Source organism: Haloarcula vallismortis ATCC 29715 (assembly GCF_000337775.1).
Classification (GTDB): domain Archaea; phylum Halobacteriota; class Halobacteria; order Halobacteriales; family Haloarculaceae; genus Haloarcula; species Haloarcula vallismortis.
This window is the reverse complement of the sequence record NZ_AOLQ01000051.1, coordinates 1-662: the sequence shown is the minus strand read 5'-3', so window position 1 is coordinate 662 and position 662 is coordinate 1. Positions and strand designations below refer to the sequence as shown.

At 59.8% G+C, this 662-nt stretch carries 1 protein-coding gene; it reads left to right on the top strand.

Features of this window, described 5'->3' with window-relative positions; genetic code table 11:
* Positions 1-635: IS1595 family transposase (locus C437_RS12150; RefSeq protein WP_004517259.1), on the top strand; the 635-nt coding region annotated here is incomplete at its 5' end.
* Positions 636-662 lie beyond the last annotated feature (27 nt).

Below are 662 nucleotides of genomic sequence, written 5' to 3'. Positions count from 1 at the left end.
GGTTCAACACGAGTATTCGCCAGATCGAGGCGGAACTCGACCTCTCGTACAGAACGGTGAGACGGCGCGTCGAGCGCTTCGCCAGCGCGCTCGACGCGCCTTCGATCACACTGTCTGGACCGGTTGAAATCGACGAACTGTACGTCTCTGCCGGTCTCAAAGGCCGCGAGCGCGACCAGGAGTCGCGCTCGCGTGGCCTGTCCACGCGTGGTCGAGGATCGTACGATGGCGACAAACCGCCGGTGTTCACGCTGGTCGATCGTGGCTCGGACGATCGGTACGTCGTGCCAGCGAAATCCGCCGACGAATCGACCGTTCGACTCCTGCTTGCTGACCACGATGAGGAGTCGCTGACCGTCTATACGGACGGATTTCGAGCGTACGAACCGCTCGAAGAAGACGACACATTCACCCGCAAATACGTCGTCCACGGCGACGGAGAATACGCTGACGGCGATATCCACGTCAACACCTGCGAGAGCCACGCGTCGCTGACGCGACGGTGGCTCTCGCCTCACCGAGGAGTGTCAAAAGACAAGCTAACGCCGTATCTCAGAGCCTTTCAGCTCCGCTGTGAACTCTACAGAAAACCAGGTGACGAAGCGCTCAAACATGCTCTCGACGCCGCCCTCTGAAAATCAACAACGTGCTTCACAAGAGCG